This is a genomic window from Oleomonas cavernae (genome assembly GCF_003590945.1).
In the GTDB taxonomy this organism is placed as follows: Bacteria; Pseudomonadota; Alphaproteobacteria; order Zavarziniales; family Zavarziniaceae; genus Zavarzinia; species Zavarzinia cavernae.
The window spans coordinates 309,437-325,504 of the sequence record NZ_QYUK01000008.1 but is presented as its reverse complement, the minus strand read 5'-3'; the positions used below and the strand labels follow the sequence as shown (position 1 = coordinate 325,504).

General features: G+C 68.7%; 16 protein-coding genes, 1 tRNA gene and 2 pseudogenes. 12 read left to right on the top strand and 7 right to left on the bottom strand.

What is annotated here, in order from left to right:
• Positions 1 to 38 precede the first annotated feature (38 nt).
• The 3 genes from D3874_RS01800 to D3874_RS01795 all read left to right on the top strand — a co-directional run bounded on the left by D3874_RS01800 (position 39) and on the right by D3874_RS01795 (position 1,465).
• Positions 39 to 722, top strand: a complete 684-nt coding sequence (locus D3874_RS01800) for an enoyl-CoA hydratase-related protein (protein WP_199698881.1) — start codon at positions 39 to 41, stop codon at positions 720 to 722.
• A complete protein-coding gene (locus tag D3874_RS29015; protein ID WP_199698880.1) occupies positions 707 to 916 on the top strand; it encodes a Clp protease/crotonase-like domain-containing protein in 210 nt (69 codons plus the stop codon). The genes D3874_RS01800 and D3874_RS29015 overlap by 16 nt, the downstream gene beginning before the upstream one ends.
• Positions 917 to 1,006: 90 nt before the next feature.
• Positions 1,007 to 1,465 carry an ester cyclase gene (locus D3874_RS01795; protein WP_119775810.1) on the top strand — a complete coding sequence of 153 codons (459 nt, stop codon included), beginning with the start codon at positions 1,007 to 1,009 and terminating at the stop codon, positions 1,463 to 1,465.
• Between the two features lie 53 nt (positions 1,466 to 1,518).
• Here the strand turns inward: D3874_RS01795 and D3874_RS01790 are convergent, their stop codons facing one another.
• From D3874_RS01790 to D3874_RS01780, 4 genes and pseudogenes are all read right to left on the bottom strand, one after another.
• The gene (locus D3874_RS01790; protein WP_199698879.1) at positions 1,519 to 2,349 is read right to left on the bottom strand and encodes an MBL fold metallo-hydrolase; all 831 of its coding nucleotides are present in this window, start codon (positions 2,347 to 2,349) and stop codon (positions 1,519 to 1,521) included.
• Entirely contained in the window at positions 2,346 to 3,110 is a 765-nt protein-coding gene (locus D3874_RS29870; protein WP_233559787.1) for a zinc-binding dehydrogenase, read from the bottom strand. The genes D3874_RS01790 and D3874_RS29870 overlap by 4 nt, the downstream gene beginning before the upstream one ends.
• Positions 3,032 to 3,334, bottom strand: a pseudogene (locus tag D3874_RS31035) (alcohol dehydrogenase catalytic domain-containing protein); the annotation flags it as partial. The gene D3874_RS29870 and the pseudogene D3874_RS31035, both read right to left, overlap by 79 nt.
• A 23-nt stretch (positions 3,335 to 3,357) precedes the next feature.
• The gene (locus D3874_RS01780; protein WP_119775807.1) at positions 3,358 to 3,888 is read right to left on the bottom strand and encodes a VOC family protein; all 531 of its coding nucleotides are present in this window, start codon (positions 3,886 to 3,888) and stop codon (positions 3,358 to 3,360) included.
• Between the two features lie 122 nt (positions 3,889 to 4,010).
• Between D3874_RS01780 and D3874_RS01775 the strand changes: the two genes are divergently transcribed.
• Positions 4,011 to 4,685: a TetR/AcrR family transcriptional regulator gene (locus D3874_RS01775; protein WP_119775804.1), complete on the top strand. Its 675-nt coding sequence runs from the start codon at positions 4,011 to 4,013 to the stop codon at positions 4,683 to 4,685.
• A gap of 4 nt (positions 4,686 to 4,689) precedes the next feature.
• On the opposite strand, the gene D3874_RS01770 is transcribed toward D3874_RS01775, so the two are convergent.
• Positions 4,690 to 5,337 carry a MarC family NAAT transporter gene (locus tag D3874_RS01770; protein WP_119775801.1) on the bottom strand — a complete coding sequence of 216 codons (648 nt, stop codon included), beginning with the start codon at positions 5,335 to 5,337 and terminating at the stop codon, positions 4,690 to 4,692.
• Positions 5,338 to 5,718: 381 nt separating this feature from the next.
• Between D3874_RS01770 and putA the strand changes: the two genes are divergently transcribed.
• Positions 5,719 to 9,543, top strand: a complete 3,825-nt coding sequence (putA, locus tag D3874_RS01765) for a trifunctional transcriptional regulator/proline dehydrogenase/L-glutamate gamma-semialdehyde dehydrogenase (protein WP_119775799.1) — start codon at positions 5,719 to 5,721, stop codon at positions 9,541 to 9,543.
• A 34-nt stretch (positions 9,544 to 9,577) separates the two neighbouring features.
• Here putA and D3874_RS01760 read toward each other — a convergent pair.
• Positions 9,578 to 9,652, bottom strand: a tRNA-Thr gene (locus D3874_RS01760).
• A 76-nt stretch (positions 9,653 to 9,728) separates the two neighbouring features.
• Complete coding sequence (locus D3874_RS28295; RefSeq protein WP_158595776.1) at positions 9,729 to 10,208, bottom strand: hypothetical protein; 480 nt, start codon at positions 10,206 to 10,208, stop codon at positions 9,729 to 9,731.
• Positions 10,209 to 10,347: 139 nt separating this feature from the next.
• On the opposite strand from D3874_RS28295, the gene D3874_RS01750 reads away from it, so the two are divergent.
• The 7 genes and pseudogenes from D3874_RS01750 to D3874_RS01720 form a co-directional block, all read left to right on the top strand.
• Positions 10,348 to 11,250 (top strand): alpha/beta fold hydrolase, encoded by a 903-nt coding sequence (locus tag D3874_RS01750; RefSeq protein WP_158595775.1) that lies wholly within the window; start codon positions 10,348 to 10,350, stop codon positions 11,248 to 11,250.
• A gap of 62 nt (positions 11,251 to 11,312) precedes the next feature.
• A complete protein-coding gene (locus tag D3874_RS01745) occupies positions 11,313 to 11,705 on the top strand; it encodes a hypothetical protein (protein ID WP_147385482.1) in 393 nt (130 codons plus the stop codon).
• A complete protein-coding gene (locus D3874_RS01740) occupies positions 11,596 to 12,927 on the top strand; it encodes a DNA-packaging protein (RefSeq protein WP_119775791.1) in 1,332 nt (443 codons plus the stop codon). The genes D3874_RS01745 and D3874_RS01740 overlap by 110 nt, the downstream gene beginning before the upstream one ends.
• Before the next feature lie 3 nt (positions 12,928 to 12,930).
• Positions 12,931 to 14,106: a phage portal protein gene (locus D3874_RS01735; RefSeq protein WP_119775789.1), complete on the top strand. Its 1,176-nt coding sequence runs from the start codon at positions 12,931 to 12,933 to the stop codon at positions 14,104 to 14,106.
• Between the two features lie 150 nt (positions 14,107 to 14,256).
• On the top strand, positions 14,257 to 14,802 hold the full coding sequence (locus D3874_RS01730) for an HK97 family phage prohead protease (RefSeq protein WP_158595774.1): 546 nt from the start codon (positions 14,257 to 14,259) through the stop codon (positions 14,800 to 14,802).
• 12 nt (positions 14,803 to 14,814) lie between these two features.
• Positions 14,815 to 15,144, top strand: coding sequence for a hypothetical protein (locus D3874_RS29860; protein ID WP_119775785.1), 330 nt, complete (start codon positions 14,815 to 14,817; stop codon positions 15,142 to 15,144).
• Positions 15,081 to 16,040: pseudogene (locus D3874_RS01720) on the top strand (phage major capsid protein); the annotation flags it as partial. The gene D3874_RS29860 and the pseudogene D3874_RS01720, both read left to right, overlap by 64 nt.
• Positions 16,041 to 16,068 lie beyond the last annotated feature (28 nt).

Genomic DNA, 16,068 nt, shown 5'->3' with positions numbered 1-16,068 from the left:
GCTATTCTCGCCCCGATTCGAACGGGAGAGACGGCGCCTTGACCTACGCGACCCTCATTTATGCCGTGGATGACGGCATCCTGACCCTGACCTTGAACCGGCCCGACAAGCTGAACGCCTTCACGGTCGAGATGGCCAACGAGCTGGTTCATGCCTTCAACCGGGCGAGCGACGACGATGCCGTTCGCGCCATCGTCGTCACCGGGGCGGGGCGGGCCTTCTGTGCCGGCATGGATCTTGGTACCGGCGGCAATGTCTTCGGCCTGGACGAGGCCCAGGAGCCGACCGTCCAGGACATGCAGGACCGCCTGGACGATCCGGTGATGATCGAAGGCGTGCGGGACACCGGCGGCCGGGTGACCCTGGCGATCTATGACTGCAAGAAACCGGTGATCGCCGCCATCAATGGCGCGGCGGTCGGCATCGGTGCCACCATGACCCTGGCCATGGATTTCCGCCTGGCATCGGAGAAGGCGCGCATCGGCTTCGTCTTCGGGCGCTTGGGCGTGGTCATGGAAGCCTGTTCGAGCTGGTTCCTGCCCCGCGTGGTGGGCCTGCAGCAGGCCCTGGAATGGACCTACAGCGCCGATATTTTCGATGCCGACGAGGCCCGGCGCGGCGGCCTGGTAAAATCGGTCCTTGCCCCGAGCACCTGCTGGAGGAGGCCTATGCCCTGGCGCGCAAGTTCACCCACAACCGCTCGCCCGTGGCAGTCGCCCTGACGCGCCAGATGCTCTACCGCAACAGCGCGCAGCCCCACCCGATCGAAGCCCACCGGGTGGACAGCTTGGCCATGTTCTACACCTCGATCGCCGACGGCAAGGAGGGGGTGGCGGCCTTCCTCGAGAAGCGCGACGCGCAATTTGCCGGCAAGGCCTCGCAGATGCCGCCGTTCTATCCGTGGTGGAAGGGGTAGGCCCGAACAGGGAATATGATCATTCGACTTGCGGAACGAACGATCGTTCGTTACCTTGCTGTCGAAATCATAATTCGGAGGAAAGCAAAGATGGAAGACCTGAAGGCGGCGCGCGAACGCACCATCCGCGCCCATATGCAACTCGAGAACGAGGCCGACTGGGAGGCCGTGCTGGCTACCTTCGAGCGTCCCCGCTACGAGTTCCAGGTGCCGTTTCCGGGCACGGACGGCGCCACCAGCGTGTTCGACGGGCGCGAGCAGGTGATGGCTTATTTCAGCGGCTCTCGCGCGGCATTTCCAGACCTGGGCAATGAAGTGATTCACGTCGTGGTCGGCGATGGCGACATCGCCATGGTCGAATTCTACCTGGTCGGCACCCACCTCAATCCGTTGAAAACCCCGTTCGGCGATCTCCCGCCCACCGGCAAGCGGATCAAGGTGCGCATGGCCGCCACCTTCGAGTTCAAGCCCGGCTCCGACAAGATCGTCAGCGAACGCCCCTACACCGATCCCCGGGCGATCCTGCGGCAGCTTGGCATTGCCGCCTAGGGGATAAGCCAAACGGTCCCTGCCGTCGTTCCGATTTTCGCCGGGACGACGGCCTAGGTGGCGTTCGTGTAGCGGTCCAATTCCACTGGATCGTGGGCACAGAAAAGTTCCACCTCGTCGCCGTGATCGGCCGCCAGTCGGCGCAGCCGGGCCTGGTTTTGCAGACGCGGCTGGCGCAGCGTCTGCACGGCCGCCTCGAAGATCTTGAGGCCGAGCGGCGCTTGCGGCGTCGCCGTCACCTGGCTGTGGTGATAGTAGGCATCGCCGCAGTGAAGCAGCCAGCGCTCGCCCTGTTTCACGGCCACGCCGACATGACCTTCGGTGTGGCCGATCAGCGGAACGATCAGGATATCGGCCGCCATTTCCTGAATCGGCCGGATGGCGTCGAAGTCGAACCAGCGCTCGGTCATGGTATCATGGACGACCCAGTGCGGCTTGTGCTCGAATTGCGGCTGGCGGAAACGCACCAGGTCTAGCCGGCGCGGGTGCAGGACGGCCCGCATCTCGGGCTTGAACACATGCACCTGCGCGTCGGGAAAATCGCTCAAGCCCCCCGCGTGATCCATGTCTAGATGGGTCGGGATGATGTGGCGGACATCGCGGGGGTCATAGCCCAGGGACGTGATCTGCGCGTGCGCGGTTTCCGCCAGGCGGAGTTGCGGCCGCAACAGCGGCAGAAACCCGGCGCCCAGCCGGCGCGCGGGTTCGCGGATGTCGTGCTGGCCGATGCCGGTATCCACCATCACCAGGGCTTGTGGCGTCTCGATCAGCAGACAATGACAGATCAGCCTGCCGGGTTTGCGCCAACTGCCCTGGCCGTTGATCAGCCGTTCGCACAGCGGGCACATGGTGCCGCAGTTGAGATGATGGATGCGGATGCTCATGGGGTTCCCCGCGCCTCGCCCAGCGACAGGACGATCTTGCCGAAGTGCTGGTTTCGGGCCATGCGCTCGAACGCTTCCGCCACCTGGTCGCGGGGGAACACCATGTCGACCGGCTGGCGCAGCAGGCCTTGGTTCAAGGCCGGGCCGAGAGCGAGCGTCGCCCGTTCCACGACCTGTGCCACCTCCTGCGTCGTGCGCGTGCGGAAGGTCACACCGACGAAGGTGATGCGGCGCAGGGAATGGATGTCGGAATCAAACTCGCCGCGGCTGCCGCCCAGGCGGCCGACGTTGACCATGCGGCCGCCGATCTTCGTTGCCTCGAGGTTGCCGATCATCACGGGGCCGGCGACGAGGTCGATGAGCAGGTCCACGCCTTCGCCACCCGTGGCCTTGTAGACCTGTTCCACCCAGTCGGGGGCGCTGGAGTCGATGGCCACGTCGGCGCCGAAATCTGCCAGGCGCACGCGCCGCTCCGCCGAGGTGGAGGTCCCGACGACCAGCCCGGCCCCAGGAACTTGGCCATCTGCAGGCCCATGAGGCCCACGCCCGAACTCGCCCCCTGGATCAGGACCGACTGGCCGGGCTGCAGCAGGCCATTGGTCACCAGCGCGTCGTGCATGGTCTGGAGGGCGACCGGCAAGGTGGCGGCCTGTTCGAAGGACAGGCCCACCGGCATGGCATAGATGCGCTGCCAGTCGCTGATCACATAGTCGGAGAAGGCGCCGAAGCCGGCGCCCATGACCCGGTCGCCCACGCGCCATTTCTTGACCGCCGCGCCGATCTCGACGACCTCGCCCGCCCATTCCAGACCCAGTGGCATGCCAACCCCGCCGAAGGGGCCGTGGGCGCCACCGGTCAGCATCAACAGGTCGGCGCGGTTCAGCGCACCCGCCCTGACCCGCACCAGCACATCATCCGATCCGGGCGACGGCTCGGGGAAGTCTTGGAGGAGGGGGCCGGTAGGGCTGGAGACGACGGTGCGCATGGGTAGGGCCTCTCGGTGGAACGTCAGCGGCCCAGCTCGCGGATGGGATCGGTGCCATCCCAGCCGATCGCGGCCTGGCGGACATGCTCGAAGAAGAAGCCCTTGGCGCCGCTGATGTCGGAGATCTCGATCACCGTGCCGGGATGGCCTTCGGCATCGAAATAGGCGAAGCGGCCCTGCTCGCCGCCGATCTGCCCTTCCTGCCCCACCCGGTAGCCGAGCGACAGCGCCTTGTCGTAGAGGCCCTGGTAGTCCGTGCTCCAATAGGCCATGTGCTGAAGGCCTTCGCGACCGGCATCGAGGAATTCGCGGTACATGGAAGGTGCCTCGTTGCGCTGCTGGATCAGTTCGATCTGGAGGTCGCCGGTATTGGCGAGCGCCACGCTCATGTGCAGGTCGGAGGCCACGCCCCGGTGACGGAAGAAGTCGGTCTGGACCCGGTCGACATAGAACCAGGGACCGATGCCCATCACATTCACCCAGTGATCCATGGCACCGCGGATATCCCGCACCACATAGCCGTTCTGGCGCACCGCGCCGAATATCCTGCTCATCCGATCCTCCCAGGTACTGTCGGCCGCACAATAACGAACGATCGTTCATGTGTCCACGGGCTTTTGGTCCTGGTGCAATTGAAGGGTCGAACTGCTAGCCTGCGCCGTCGACTGGAGAGACCATGACTGGGCATCCACGCGCGGGGCGCCGCGCCGCTTCCCCCAAGACCGCCGACCTCAGCACCCGGGATGCGATCCTTGAGGTTGCACTGGACATGTTCGCGACGCAGGGCTATGCCGCGACGTCCGTCCGTGCCCTGACCCGGGCCATCGGCCTGCGCGAGAGCAGCCTTTACAATCATTTCGAGGGCAAGGAGGCGATCCTCACCGCGCTCGTCAACCTCAACGGGCCGGCCCGCTCGGCCCAGCGCCTCACCAGCGCCCGCTACAAGGCGCTGGCCGACGATCCCGAAGCCTTCTGCCGGACCCATGCCGCCGATGTGCTCGAACAGTGGGCCGATCCGCAGGAGCAGAAATTCCAGCATCTGCTGTTTGCCGAGCGCCAGCGCCTGGAGAACGAACGCGGCCTCTTCGCCAAGTCCTGGTTCCAGGACGAGGTAGGCGCCATGGAAGCCTATTTCCGCGGTTTCGCGGCCAAGAGCCTGATCAAGGCGCCGGACCCCCGGGAGACGGCGCGTCTGTTCATGGCCGGCCTCACCTTCATCCGCATGGAATATTTCGTGCTGCCGACCGTGCCCGCGGCCCCCGACATCGTGCGGCCGCAGCTCGAGCGCTACCTGCTGAACTTCCTGGCGACCATCGTGCTCAAGCCGGCGGGCACGCGGCGCAAGCCGTAAGGCCTCACGTCGTCGCGAATTCCTTGATGCCTGAGGCGATGAACTGGATCGCGATGCAGGCGATCAGGAAGCCCATGATCTTGGTCAGGGCATGGATGCCCTGCTCGCCCAGGAAGCGGGCGATGCGGCTGGAGAAGTAGAGCACGACATAGGTGATGGCCACGGTGATCAAGGTGGCCAGGGTGATCACCAGGTAGCCGGCGACCTGCTGGTCGTCGGGGATCTGGGAGGCATAGCTGATGATCACGGCGATCGAGCCCGGGCCGCTGATCGCCGGCATGGCCAGGGGCGTGAACGAGATGTCGACATGAGCCCGGCGCACCTCCTCGACATCGTCGGCGACGCGCGAGGCATCGTCCTCGCCCGAGAACAGCATGCGGAAGCTCAACACCAGGATGATCAGCCCGCCGGCGACACGGATGCCGGCCAGCGAGATGCCGAACAGGGCGATGATGGCGTTGCTGGCATAGAGGAAGGCGATGAGGATCGCGAAGGCATAGATGCAGGCCTTGCGCGCCTGCTGCTGGCGCATGTCGGCCGGCATGTTCGATGTCAGCGCCAGGAAGATCGGCACGGTGCTGAGCGGGTTGATGATCGGCAAGAGGCCCAGCACCACCGCGGAGGTGTATTTCAGCGCGACCAGGATTTCCATCAAACGGCCCCCGCCTTGATCCCTTCCTGAGAAGATCACAGGGCTTCGATATTTCCCATTATCGGTTAGAATAAATCCATGTCGGACCACCTGCTCACCAACAGGCAGGTTACCGAGGCCCGCTCAGCGCTGGTTCTTAATACGCACCATTTTTAAATCGTCATGCCCAGCCTTTGTGCCGGGCATCCACGTCGGGACGAGCCAAGGCCGTTGACGGACTTGGCAGCTTGGCGACGTGGATGGCCGGGACTTCGCCCGGCCATGACGAGTTTTATGGAAATCCCAGCGTCTCGATTAAGGTGGGTTGCGACTGGCATTTTCCTGGGTTGCACCTTTTGGAAAATAGGAGCAACCTGCGCCCATTCTGGAAGGGGCGCTGCCATGGCCATGACCACGATCGGGGTTAAGATCGACGACGACCTGCGGGCGCGCCTGAAGGAGGCGGCGGACAAGGTCGGGCGGACACCCCACTGGCTGATCAAGCAGTCGATCCTGACGGCGCTCGATCGGCTGGATCGCGGCGGCTCCCTGGAAATCGAGGAGGGGGCACCGGAAGAGGCCGGCGCCTTTCTCGATTTCGCCCAGTCGGTGCAACCCCAATCCGTGCTGCGGGCCAAGATCACGGCGGCTTATCGCCGGCCCGAGCCCGAGTGCCTGCCGCTACTGATCGGCGAGGCGACCTTGCCGGCCCCGGTGAAGGCCCAGGCGCGCGATCTGGCGCGCACGCTGGTCGAAGCCTTGCGGGCCAAGCGGCGGCGCGGCGTGGTCGATGGCCTGGTTCATGAGTATTCGCTCTCGACCCAGGAGGGCGTCGCGCTGATGTGCCTGGCCGAGGCCCTGCTGCGCATTCCCGACCGGGCCACCCGCGATGCCCTGATCCGCGACAAGATCAGCGGCGGGGACTGGGAGGCGCACCTGGGCCACAGCCCGTCGCTGTTCGTCAATGCCGCGACCTGGGGCCTGGTGGTCTCGGGCAAGCTGACCACCACCACCAGCGAGGCCGGCCTGTCCTCGGCCCTGCGCCGGCTGATCGCCAAGGGCGGCGAGCCGGTGATCCGCAAGGGTGTCGACATCGCCATGCGCATGATGGGCGAGCAGTTCGTCACCGGCCAGACCATTTCCGAGGCCCTGGCCAACAGCCGGGCCAACGAGGCCGCGGGCTTCCGCTATTCCTACGACATGCTGGGCGAGGCGGCCACCACCGCGGCGGACGCCCAGCGTTACTACGACTCCTACGAGCAGGCGATCCACGCCATCGGCAAGGCGGCGGACCGGCGCGGCATCTACGAGGGGCCCGGCATCTCGATCAAGCTGTCGGCCCTGCACCCGCGCTATTCCCGGGCCCAGCGCGAACGGGTGATGGCCGAACTGCTGCCGCGCCTGAAAGCCCTGGCGGCCCTGGCCCGGCACTATGACATCGGCCTGAACCTCGATGCCGAGGAGGCCGACCGCCTCGAACTGTCGCTCGACCTGCTCGAGGCCCTGTGCTTCGACCCGGCCCTGGCCGGCTGGAACGGTATCGGTTTCGTCATCCAGGCCTATCAGAAACGGGCGCCCTTCGTCATCGACTATGTGATCGATTTAGGCAGGCGCAGCGACCATCGCCTGATGATCCGCCTGGTCAAGGGCGCCTATTGGGACAGCGAGATCAAGCGCGCCCAGGTCGACGGCCTGGAAGGCTTCCCGGTCTATACCCGCAAGCTCTACACCGATGTCTCCTACCTTGCCTGCGCGGCCAAGCTGCTGGCAGCGCCCGAGGCCGTGTTCCCGCAATTCGCCACCCACAATGCCCATACGCTGGCGACGGTCCATGCCATGGCGGGCGAGAATTATTACGCCGGCCAGTACGAGTTCCAGTGCCTGCACGGCATGGGCGAGCCCTTGTACGAAGAGGTGGTGGGCCGGGACAGGCTGAACCGGCCGTGTCGCATCTATGCGCCGGTCGGCACCCACGAGACCTTGCTCGCCTATCTGGTGCGCCGCCTGCTGGAAAACGGCGCCAATACCTCGTTCGTGAACCGCATCGGCGACGCCGATGTCTCGATCGACGACCTGATCGCCGATCCGGTGGAACTGGCCCAGGCGATTGTCCCGCTGGGCGCGCCGCATCCCAGGATCGCCGCCCCGCGCGACCTGTTCGGCGACGCCCGGCCCAATGCCGAAGGCATCGACCTGACCAACGAGCAGCGCCTGGCCTCGCTGTCGGCCGCCTTGCTCTCGGGACGCGAGGGCAAATGGCAGGCCGCCCCGATGCTGGCCGACCGGGTGGCGGCGGGCGAGGGGCGTGCGGTCGCCAACCCGGCCGACCTGCGCGACATCGTCGGCACCGTGATCGATGCCGGCCCGGAGGTGGTCGACGAGGCGGTGGCCCATGCCGTGGCGGCCGCCCCGGTGTGGCAGTCGACCCCGCCGGCCGAGCGGGCGGCCATCCTGCTGCGCGCGGCCGACCTGATGGAAGCGCGGATGACCGGCCTCATGGGCCTGATCGTGCGCGAGGCCGGGAAATCCCTGGCCAACGCTGTCGCCGAGGTGCGCGAGGCGGTCGACTTCCTGCGTTACTATGCCGTCGAGGCGCGCACGAAATTCTCCAACGACAGCCATCGCCCGCTGGGCCCGGTGGTATGCATCAGCCCGTGGAATTTCCCGGTGGCAATCTTCACTGGCCAGGTGGCGGCGGCGCTGGCTGCTGGTAACACTGTGCTGGCCAAGCCGGCGGAGGAGACACCGCTGGTGGCAGCCCAGGCGGTGGCGATCCTGCGCGAGGCCGGCGTGCCGGCCGGGGCGCTCCAGCTTCTCACCGGGGCCGGCGAGGTCGGCGCCCGCCTGGTCGCCGATGCGCGTGTCGCCGGGGTCATGTTCACCGGCTCGACCGCGGTGGCGCGGATCATCCAGAAGGTGCTGGCGGGCCGGCTCAATCGTGACGGCCGGCCGATTCCGCTGATCGCCGAGACCGGCGGGCAGAATGCCCTGATCGTGGACTCGTCCGCCCTGGCCGAGCAGGTGGTGGCCGACGTGCTGCTGTCGGCCTTCGATTCCGCAGGGCAGCGCTGCTCGGCCCTGCGGGTCTTGTGCCTGCAGGAGGATGTCGCCGACCGGGTGCTGGACATGCTGAAAGGCGCCGTGGCGGAATTGTCGGTCGGCAATCCCGACCGGCTGTCGACCGACGTGGGGCCGGTGATCAGCCTGGATGCCCAGCGCAACCTGCTGGCCCACGTCGCCGCCATGCGCGAGAAGGGTTGCGTGGTCGAGGAATTGCCCCTGCCGGCGTCGACCAGGGCGGGCATCTTCGTGGCGCCGACCCTGATCGAGATCGCCGGCCTGGACCTCCTGGAACGCGAAGTGTTCGGCCCGGTCCTGCACGTGCTGCGCTACCGGCGCGACGACCTGGACGCCCTGGTCGACCGGATCAACGCGACCGGTTACGCCCTGACCGCGGCCGTGCATACCCGCATCGACGAGACCATCGCGCATCTGAAGGACCGGCTGGCGGCCGGCAATCTCTATATCAACCGCAACCTGATCGGGGCGGTGGTGGGCGTGCAGCCCTTCGGCGGCCACGGCCTGTCGGGAACCGGCCCCAAGGCTGGCGGCCCGCTCTATCTGCGCCGCCTGCTGGCGCAATGCCGGGACAATGGCCCGGCCCTGGGAACGGTGCCGCCGGGCGCGGCCGCCCTGGCCTGGCGGGCCTGGCTCGCCGCCGCCGGCGGCAAGGCACAGGCGGCAGCGCGCTTCGATGCCTATCTCGCGCGCACTTGCAGCGGTGTGGCGCTGGAACTGCCGGGGCCGGTGGGCGAGCGCAATGTCTATTCCCTGGCGCCGCGCGGCGCCGTGCTGTGCGTGGCGCAGACGGCATTCGGCCTGGCGGCGCAGATCGGCGCGGCACTGGCGACAGGCAACAAGGCGGTCGTCACCGCCGAGCTTGCCGGCCTGCCGGCGGCCTTGTCGGGTGCCGTCGTCGTGGTCGAGGATCGCACCACGGCCAGCTTCGACGTGGTGCTGTTCGAGGGCGACAGCGACGATCTCCAGGCCTTGAACCAGGAGATGGCGGCGCGGCCCGGCGCCATCGTGCCGGTGTTCGGCGTGGCGGCCGACGCCCTGGCCGCGGGTAGCGAAGACTATCCGCTGGAATGGCTATTGTCGGAGCGCGCCATCAGCACCAACACCGCCGCGGCCGGCGGCAATGCCAGCCTGATGACGATCGGGTGATGTGATGTGAATGCGCGTGGCTTGCGCTACTGACTGGTGCTGCCGGACAGGATTGAACTGTCGACCTCTCCCTTACCAAGGGAGTGCTCTACCACTGAGCTACGGCAGCGCCGCCTGTCAGGGCGCGGAAACTGCCACAGGGCGCAGCGATACGCAAGCCGTCAATCTGGGAAAGGCCCAGGCCCTCACTTCACGGGCTTCACGCCCGGCGGTGCGATCAGCACGCCCGGCGCCGTGGACGTGGGCCGCGGCTTGGAGCCGCCGCCCGGTTCCGGCGCGGTGCGGGCGCCGGGCCGTGTCGAAACGTCGCCGCCCTGGGCCGGCACCGACATGTCGTAGCCGCCGCCGGCGGCCGGGGCGGGGGCCGTGCCGCCCCCGGCGGTGGCGGCGGGTGCTGGGCCACCGTCGGGAATCACCGTGTCGGGGCGGGCGGCGATGGTGCGGCTCTCGCCCTCGCCCAGCAGGCCGGTGTCGTGGCGCATATAGCCGAAATAGAACAGGCCGCCGGCGCCGCCCAGGAAGGCGATGGTGATGATCAGCAGGCCCCAGTCGGGGCCGCGGCGGCGGCGCGGCGGGCGCGGGGTGAGAGGCTCGACCCCGCCCAGCGCGCCAGGGTGGCGCGCGGCAGCGGCATCGCCGCGCATCAGGGGCGGATCATCAGTCAAGCGTCGAACCATGGGAGGCACCGAAACAGGATTTTGTGGCGTCAGTATGGCCGAATCATATCGCAATGCAGCACATGCTGTCGATGGACGGGCGTGCATGGCTTGCGCCAGGATGCGGGGCCAGCCTGAAGGATATGTCGTGTCGTCAAAGCTTTCCCGGATCGAAATCCCTGCCAGCAAGGGCGTTTTCTCCTGCCTGGCCGGCGGCCCGCCCCTGGGCCAGGCGCCGCTGATCCACCTGGCCCACGCCACCGGCATGAATGCGCAGACCTATGCGCCGCTGCTGGAACGCCTGGCCGCGCGCTATACCGTGCGGGCGGTCGACCTGCGCGGCCATGGCCTGACCACGGTGCCGGCCGAACCGTCGCGCCTGCGCTCGTGGGAGCGTTACGTCCATGACCTTGTACCCATTCTGGAACAATGGGGGCAGCCGGCAATCCTGGTCGGTCATTCCATGGGCGGGGCGGTCAGCGGCGAACTCGCCGCCGTCCATCCGACGCTCGCCGCCGGCCTGCTGATGATCGATCCGGCGGTGCTGCCCCGGGCGGCGGTGCCGGCCATGGCGGTTGCTCGGGCGACCGGCCTCAACCGCCGCTTTCCCATTGCCGAGCAGGCGGCCAAGCGCCGGGCGGTATGGCCCAGCCGGGAGATGCTGGTGGCTGGCTATCGCGGCCGCGGCGCCTTCAAGACCTGGGGGGCCGGCTTCCTGGAAGCCTATATCGACGGCGGCACAAGGCCCACGGCCGACGGCGCGGTGGCGTTGACCTGCGCGCCCGCCTGGGAGGCCAAGACCTTCTCGACCATCAGCCTGATGTTCTGGCGGCGCATGCCGCGCCTGCGCTGCCCGGTCTCGGTGCTCTATGCCGAGCACCACTCGACCCTGCGCGACGAGGGCGCCCGTACCTTCCGCAAGCTCCAGCCGGCGGCGACGGTCGAGAAGGTGGCGGGCAGCAGCCATTTCATCCCGATGGAAAGCCCGGACCTGGTGATTGCGGCGATCGACGCCTTGGCCGCGCGGGCGCGCGGGCAAAAAGCTGCTTGACATCTGTGCGCATTGTGCACATTATGGGTACATTCTAGACACGTTCCCGCAAAGGCATGGCGATGAGCGATCGCGAACCGCGCCGGCCGGCCGAATCGCCGGGCGGTGGCGCCGACGTGGCGCGGGAGCATCGCCACCTGCTGGCCGAACTGCGCGAGACGCTGGGCGCGGTCCAGCAATCGCTGCGCGACCATTTGACCCTGCCGGCGGATGAGGGCGGCCCCCTGGGGGCCAAGGCGGAAACCGTCGCCGGCCTGGTCAGCGCGCTGGGCACCACGGCCGAGCGGCTGATTCGCCTGGAGCGCCAAGCCTTCGGGTTGGACCACAAGCAGGATAGGCCAGGCGATGACGACGGCGATCCCGACGGCATCCGGCGACGGCTCGAAGGCCGGCTGGCTCGCCTCGGCCTCGCCGGCGGATCGGGCGGCCTTCCTGCACGGGTTGAGCCCGGCTGAAGCGCGCTGCCTGTTCCACGACTGGTCGTTCTGGTCGCGGCCCAATCAGCAATCGCCGCCCGGTGACGAGTGGACCGGCTGGCTGGTCCTGGCCGGGCGGGGTTTCGGCAAGACCCGGGCCGGCGCCGAATGGGTGCGGGCTGCGGTCGAGGCCGGCCGGGCGCGGCGCATCGCCCTGGTGGGGGCGACCGCGGCCGACGCCCGCCAGGTGATGATCGAGGGCGAATCCGGCCTGCTGGCGATTTCGCCACCCTGGATGCGGCCGCTGTGGGAACCGTCGAAGCGCCTGCTGACCTGGCCCAACGGTGCCGTCGCCACCGCCTTCTCGGCCGAGCGGCCGGGGCAACTGCGCGGGCCGCAGCACGACCTGGCCTGGGCCGACGAATTGTGCAAGTGGCGCCACGAGGACGCCTGGGAGCAGATGCTGCTGGGCCTGCGCCTGGGCGCGCACCCGCGCTGGCTGGCGACCACCACGCCCCGGCCCAGCCGCCTGATCAGGGGCCTGCTGGCCGATCCCAAGGTGCACGTCACCCGCGGTTCCACCTTCGACAATTGGGCGCACCTGGCGCCGACCTTCCTGGCCGAGGTGGTGCGCCGCTACCAGGGCACCCGGCTCGGGCGGCAGGAGCTGCATGCAGAGCTGGTCGACGACGTGCCCGGCGCCCTGTGGACGCGGGCCCTGATCGAGGCCGGGCGGGTGGCGCGGGCTGGCGAACTCGCCCGCGTCGTCGTCGGCGTCGACCCGGCTGTGGGCGCGGCCGGCGAAGGCGAGGGGGCGGAGACTGGCATCATCGTCGCCGGGCGCGGCATCGACGGCCGGGCCGTGGTGCTGGCCGACCTGTCGTGCCGCATGGCCCCCACCGCCTGGGCAAGGCGCGCGATCGATGCCCTGCGCCGCTTCGAGGGCGACCGGCTGGTGGCCGAGGTCAACCAGGGCGGCGACCTGGTGGAAAGCCTGGTGCGGACCCTGGCGCCCGAGGTGCCCTACCGCGCCGTGCGCGCGGCGCGCGGCAAGGCGGTGCGGGCCGAGCCGATCGCCGCCCTCTACGAGCAGGGGCGGGTGGTGCATGTGCCCGGCCTGGAGACGCTGGAAGACCAGATGTGCCGCTTCACGAGCCACGGGCCGGATGGCCCCAGCGACCGGGTCGATGCGCTGGTCTGGGCCTTGACCGACCTGATGCTAGGCCCGGTGCCGCCGGCGCCGCGCCTGAGGAGATTGTAAGCCATGGCCACCTTGATGGGACGCCTGCGCCGCCTGGTACGCGCGCCGGCGCCAAGCCCTAAGCACGCGCTGGTCGCCTGGACCGCGCCGGCCGGTGCCCGCTGGACCGCCCGCCGTTACGAGACCCTGGCGGACGAGGGCTATGTCCGCAACGTGGTGGTGCACCGGGCGGTAGGGCTGGTGGCGCGCAGTGCCGCGGCGATCCCCTGGATTGCCCGCGACGGCGCCGGTAACGAGCTGGAGGTGCCGGTCTTTCACCAGTTGCTGGCCAAGCCCAACCCGCGCGACGAGGGGACCGCTTTCCGCGAAGCGCTGATCTCGCACCTGTTGATTGCCGGCAACGCCTATGTCGAGGCGATCGGCCCCGGGCGCCAGGGGCGGCCGCGCGAGCTTCACCTGCTGCGGCCCGACCGGGTGCGCGTGGTGCCGGGGCCTGGCGGCGTGCCCGCCGGCTACGAGCACCGCGACGGCCAGGAGACGCGGCAGATCCCGGTCGACCCGGTGACCGGCCGCTCGGCTATCCTGCATCTCAAGACCTTTCACCCGCTGGACGATTGGCACGGCCTGCCCTCGCTCGAGGCGGCGGCCCAGGCGATCGACCAGCACAATGCCGCCGGTGCCTGGAACAAGGCCCTGCTCGACAATGCCGCCCGCCCCTCCGGCGCCCTGGTCTATCAACCCAAGGAAGGCCCGGCGGCCCTGGGCGACGATCAGTTCGACCGGCTGAAGGCGGAAATCGCGGCGCAGTTCGAAGGGGCGCGCAATGCCGGGCGGCCCCTGCTGCTCGACGGCGGGCTGGACTGGAAGCCCTTGAGCCTGACGCCGGCCGAAATGGATTGGATCGAGGGGCGCAACGCGGCGGCGCGCGAGATCGCGCTCGCCTTCGGTGTCCCGCCGCAACTGGTCGGCGTGCCCGATGCCCAGACCTATGCCAATTATGCGCAAGCCAGGCTCGCCCTCTACGAGGATACGGTGGTGCCGCTGGCCCAGGGCCTCGCCAAGGCCTTCGCCCGCCAGTTCGGCCCGCAGTTCGGCTTCGCCAGCCTCGAACCCGACCTCGACGAAATCCCGGCCCTGGAACCCCGCCGCGCCGAACGCTGGGCCAAGGTCGCCGCCGCCGCCGATCTCACCCGCGACGAACGCCGCGCCGCCCTTGGTTACGGTCCGCTAACCCCCTGACCCCCTTGCGTCATCCCGGCGAAGGCCGGGATCCATGCCGATGTAGATCGAGATCGGGGAGCCTGCAGGCCCGGTTGGACCGCGAGCGTCCCCACCATGGATCCCGGCCTTCGCCGGGATGACGAATTAAAACAACGGAGGTGTAACCGGATGAAACCCTACGAGGTCAGCGCACCTTTAAGCTGGCAGGTGAAGCGCCTGGCGGCCGACGGCTCCTTTGCCGGCTACGCCAGCGTGTTCGATGTCGTCGACGTGCAGGGCGACCGGGTGCTGCCCGGTGCCTTCGCCGCCAGCCTGGCGCGCTGGCGCAGCGGCGGGCAACTGCCGCCCTTCCTGTGGCAGCACGACATGGCCGAGCCGATCGGCCGCTTCGACCTGGTGGCCGAGGACAGGCAGGGCCTGCGGGTCGAGGGGCGCCTGGCGCTCGACACCCGGCGCGGGCGCGAGGCGCAGTCGCTGCTGCGCCTGGGCGCGCTCGACGGCCTGTCGATCGGCTACAGCGCCGTCACCACCGGGGTCGACGGGCAGGGCGTGCGCCTGCTCAAGGTGCTGGACCTCCATGAAATCAGCCTCGTCACCCTGCCGGCCAACGAGGCCGCGCGCATCGCCTGGGTGAAGGCCGCCCCGGGATTCGACACTGCCACGGCCGCCATCGCCGCCAACCTCCGCCGCGCCACGGCGGCCCTTCGCCCCTGAAAGGACCATCACATGACTGACCTTGCCGCCCTGCACGCCGCCACCCAGGAACTGGCCCAGGCCATGGCCGCCTTCCGCCTGGAAAACGACCGCCGCCTGGCCGAGATCGAGACCAAGGGCCGGCTCGATCCGCTGACCCAGGACAAGGTGGAGCGCCTCAATACCGAGGTCGGGCGCCTGAACGAGACGGTGCAGGCGATCGAAACCACCCTGGCCCGGCCGGGCGCCGCCCGGGCACCAAGGCCCGCAATGCCGCGCAGGCCGCTCATGCCACGGCCTTCGCCACCTTCCTGCGCAAGGGCATCGATCACGAATTGCCGGGCCTGGAGCGCAAGGCCATGAGTGTCGCCAGCGATCCCGACGGCGGCTATCTGGTCGCGGCCGAGGTGGCCGAGCGCATCGTCACACGGCTCTATGAGACCAGCCCGATCCGCCGCATCGCCTCGACCCTGACCATCACCGCCGATGCGGTCGAGGGCATGCTGGACCTGGGTGAGCCGGCGACCGGCTGGGCGGCGGAGTTGGAGGCCCGGCCCGAGACGGCGACGCCGCAGATCGGGATGTGGCGCATTCCTGTCCACGAACTCTATGCCGAGCCGCGGGTGTCGCAGAAGCTGCTCGACGATGCCGGCTTCGATGTCGAAGCCTATCTGGCCCAGAAGGTCGCCGAGAAGATGGGCCGGGCCGAGAATGCGGCCTTCGTCGCCGGCAGCGGCGTGGGCGCCCCCCGCGGCTTCACCACCTATCCCACCGCGGCGACGGCGGACGGCACCCGCCCCTGGGGCACGTTGCAGCATGTCGCCAGCGGCGCCAACGGCGCCTTTGCCGCCAGTAACCCGGCCGATGCCCTGATCGGCCTGACCTATGCCCTGAAGGCGGGCCACCGGGTCGGCGCTTCCTGGGTGATGGCGCGCAGCACGGTGGCCGAAGTGCGCAAGCTGAAAGACGCGACCTCGGGCCAGTATCTGTGGCAGCCGGGCCTGGCCGCCGGCAGCCCGGCCAGCCTGCTCGGCTATCCGGTGACCGAGGCGGAGGACATGCCCGCCATCGCCAACGGGGCACTGGCCATCGCCTTCGGCAATTTCCGCGAAGGTTACGCCATCGTCGATCGCCAAGGCATCCGCACCCTGCGCGACCCCTATACTGCCAAGCCCCAGGTGAAATTCTACACCACCAAGCGCGTCGGCGGCGACGTGCTCGATTTCGAAGCGCTCAAGTTCTTGAAGTTCAGCGCGTAACCCGAAAGAAACCCTCCGCCCTCCCCAT

What these genes read in the sequence shown, in the direction of transcription:
- D3874_RS29860 (WP_119775785.1), top strand. Translation starts at nt 14,815, where the DNA reads ATGACTGACCTTGCCGCCCTGCACGCCGCCACCCAGGAACTGGCCCAG.
- D3874_RS01745 (WP_147385482.1), top strand. Translation starts at nt 11,313, where the DNA reads ATGAGCGATCGCGAACCGCGCCGGCCGGCCGAATCGCCGGGCGGTGGC.
- D3874_RS01735 (WP_119775789.1), top strand. Translation starts at nt 12,931, where the DNA reads ATGGCCACCTTGATGGGACGCCTGCGCCGCCTGGTACGCGCGCCGGCG.
- putA (WP_119775799.1), top strand. Translation starts at nt 5,719, where the DNA reads ATGGCCATGACCACGATCGGGGTTAAGATCGACGACGACCTGCGGGCG.
- D3874_RS01790 (WP_199698879.1), bottom strand. Translation starts at nt 2,349, where the DNA reads ATGAGCATCCGCATCCATCATCTCAACTGCGGCACCATGTGCCCGCTG.
- D3874_RS01780 (WP_119775807.1), bottom strand. Translation starts at nt 3,888, where the DNA reads ATGAGCAGGATATTCGGCGCGGTGCGCCAGAACGGCTATGTGGTGCGG.
- D3874_RS01795 (WP_119775810.1), top strand. Translation starts at nt 1,007, where the DNA reads ATGGAAGACCTGAAGGCGGCGCGCGAACGCACCATCCGCGCCCATATG.
- D3874_RS01740 (WP_119775791.1), top strand. Translation starts at nt 11,596, where the DNA reads ATGACGACGGCGATCCCGACGGCATCCGGCGACGGCTCGAAGGCCGGC.
- D3874_RS01770 (WP_119775801.1), bottom strand. Translation starts at nt 5,337, where the DNA reads ATGGAAATCCTGGTCGCGCTGAAATACACCTCCGCGGTGGTGCTGGGC.
- D3874_RS29870 (WP_233559787.1), bottom strand. Translation starts at nt 3,110, where the DNA reads ATGGCGCGTGGGCGACCGGGTCATGGGCGCCGGCTTCGGCGCCTTCTC.
- D3874_RS01730 (WP_158595774.1), top strand. Translation starts at nt 14,257, where the DNA reads ATGAAACCCTACGAGGTCAGCGCACCTTTAAGCTGGCAGGTGAAGCGC.
- D3874_RS01775 (WP_119775804.1), top strand. Translation starts at nt 4,011, where the DNA reads ATGACTGGGCATCCACGCGCGGGGCGCCGCGCCGCTTCCCCCAAGACC.